Raw genomic sequence first — 2,607 nt, forward strand, 5'->3', positions numbered from 1 at the left:
GCTCGAAAGTCCCCTCCCCTCTCACGACCATTCCTCAACGGGAAAGACGGGCACCTTGCTCCAGTCGATCGGCCGGTCGTCCTCAACTTGCGGAGGCTCGGCCGGAGCCGGCGTGCTTGGCCCCGCCGCGCCAAGCGCGCGGTCGCGCTTCTCGGCCAGTTGACGCGCCGCCCTGGTGCGCCTGGTCGCGTCCTCGACCAGTGCGCGCTGGGCCTCAATGGTCTCGAAGATCAGCTGCTCGTCGACGAGAGCGATGCCGCGCTCCCGTAGAGCAGCCCGGGCATGGCGGTGCTCACCGAGCGTGATCGGCGCGCGCCGCAGATCGGCAAAGCGGATCGGCCAGCGCGTACCGTCCGGAGCACGTACGAAAACCCTCGAAAGATCGCGTGGATCGTAGGAAACGCGCAGCGGCCGATCGAGGCGCCCAGCCCAGATGCTCAGAACATCGTCCCAATAGCGAAGACCGAACAGGTGAATGCCGTCACGCCGCACCAGACGGTCGACGCTGGGCAGGAAATCGATCATGAAGCCGGCAAGAACCTGCGGCTGACGCACAGGCCGAACGCGGCGGGCGACAGCTTCATGCCATGCCGCAAGCGGCGGAATCCCGAGCGTCCCATGGCGATCGGCGTGGTACCGCGTGATTTCGAGCGCCAGCCATCGCGCCAGTTCATCCAGACTCATCGTCGCATGGGCGGCCGAATCATAGCTGCCACGCTCGTCGACGTCGCTGAACGTCGTGCCCGGCAGAAGATGGACGGCGCCCATCATGGTGCCGATCAGCCGCTCGATATGGCCGCCATAGTGGGGAGTGGCGATCGGACGATGGATGAGCTCGATGCCATATTCCTCAGCGCCCCGCTGCAGGGCGCGCGACCGGAATTCCTTGGCGTTGTCGAGGTGGATGGCATGAGGGAACCCGCAGGCCGGCCACTTCGCATCGATCCCCAGCCCGGCAAGCCAGGATTCTTTCGGCTGCACGACATGCTGGATTGCGAGCGCGACCGAAACCGTCGACGGCGCCTCAAGCGTCAGGTAGAAGCCCGCGATCATGCGGCTTGCGATGTCAATGGCGAGCGTCAGCCACGGTCGCTGCAGTGGCCGGCGATATCGGCGATCGACGACCATGACATCGACCAGCGTGTGGTCGATCTGGACTACGTCGAACGCGCACTCGGCGGCATACTCTCCCGGAACTGGCCGGAAGCGATCACGTGCCGCCTTCGATCCTTCCCGCGCCCTGGTCAGTTCGGCGGGATCCATGGCCATAATCCGCGCCTTCACCGCATGCCAGGACGGTGCGCGCACGCCACGCGATCGGCAAAGCCTGCGGACTTCCTTGTGCAGCCGATTGATGCTCGGCTTCTGGCGCGTCTTGTAGAAATCCCGCAGCGCTTCGGCGATCACCGTTTCGGTCTCGTCCGGCAGTCGCCGGCTGCCTTTTCGCGTACCTGCCGGTCGCGGCAGCAGCGAACTTGTGACCGGATGCGCCCGATACACTCTGATCAGATCGTAAAGCCGGGTTCGTCTGAGACCGAGTTCATGGCAAGCCCGAAAGAAATCTGACCGGCTGGGCCGCTCGAGCGTCACCAGCCTCCGGATCACGACCTCCCTTGCGACCGCCTCGTTCCAGGCGGCATCATCGATCGTATCCTTGTCGGCTCCGTGAACCACAGCGGCCTCGCTGTAAAGTTCGTCCACTCGAATGTTACGAAAAATCCGCTGATTCGGCTAGGCTCAGGACTCATTGATCAGAGCCAGAAGATGACGGTGGCTGCGATGCATATGGCCGAGAAGAATGTGTGGGCGCATCGGTCGTAGCGTGTTGCGATGCGCCTCCAGTCCTTGAGCTTGGCGAACAGATTCTCGACCTTGTGGCGTTGGCGGTAAAGCACCGTGTCGTAGGCGAATGGGATTTTGCGGCTTCGGCTCGATGGGATGCACGGCTCGATGCCTCTGGCTTCGAGTTCGGCGCGGAACCAGGCGCTGTCGTACCCACGATCGACGATCAGGTGATCGGCCGGAGGCAAGGCGTCGAGCACGAGACGGGCGCCCTTGTGGTCGCTCATCTGACCTTCCGACAGGAGCAGGATGATCGGGCGTCCGTCACCGTCGCAAACGGTGTGGAGCTTCGAGTTCAGCCCGCCCTTGGTTCGCCCGATACGACGGGGAACATCCCCTTTTATGGATGGCCCGCCCCTCCCGCTGACGTCGGTGTAGGATGTCGGTGTTCAAGAGAGGAAGGAGCGGACCATGAGCATAGTGATCCTTGGCATCGACCTGGGCAAGAACAGCTGCAGCGTCGTTGGATTGGACGAAAGCGGAACAGTGATCGTGCGACGGCGGATGCGCCGTGATGGCGTGATCGCGTTCGCTTCAAAACTTGAGCCCTGCACGATGGCGATGGAAGCCTGCTGCGGCGCTCATCACATGGGGCGTTCACTGGCGGCGCAGGGCCATCGGGTGCGTCTGATGTCGCCGGAATATGTGCGGCCTTACGTCAAGGCGCAGAAGAATGACGACCGTGACGCCGAGGCGATCGCCGAAGCGGCGACTCGACCTACAATGCGTTTCGTCGAACTCAAGAGCGAGGAGCAACTCGACGTT

Annotated in this window: 2 protein-coding genes and 1 pseudogene; 1 reads left to right on the top strand and 2 read right to left on the bottom strand. The window is 63.3% G+C overall.

From position 1 onward, the window contains the following. Positions 1 to 21: 21 nt before the first annotated feature. Both CEV33_RS01020 and CEV33_RS01025 read right to left on the bottom strand, forming a co-directional pair. A complete protein-coding gene (locus tag CEV33_RS01020) occupies positions 22 to 1,701 on the bottom strand; it encodes a Mu transposase C-terminal domain-containing protein (protein WP_235818327.1) in 1,680 nt (559 codons plus the stop codon). A gap of 50 nt (positions 1,702 to 1,751) precedes the next feature. Beyond that, positions 1,752 to 2,189: pseudogene (locus CEV33_RS01025) on the bottom strand (IS5 family transposase); the annotation flags it as partial. A 64-nt stretch (positions 2,190 to 2,253) separates the two neighbouring features. On the opposite strand from CEV33_RS01025, the gene CEV33_RS01030 reads away from it, so the two are divergent. Further along, positions 2,254 to 2,607 (top strand): IS110 family transposase (locus CEV33_RS01030; RefSeq protein WP_141211533.1); only part of this gene is annotated, 354 nt, incomplete at its 3' end.

The organism is Brucella grignonensis (assembly GCF_002252505.1).
GTDB classification, from domain to species: Bacteria; Pseudomonadota; Alphaproteobacteria; order Rhizobiales; family Rhizobiaceae; genus Brucella; species Brucella grignonensis.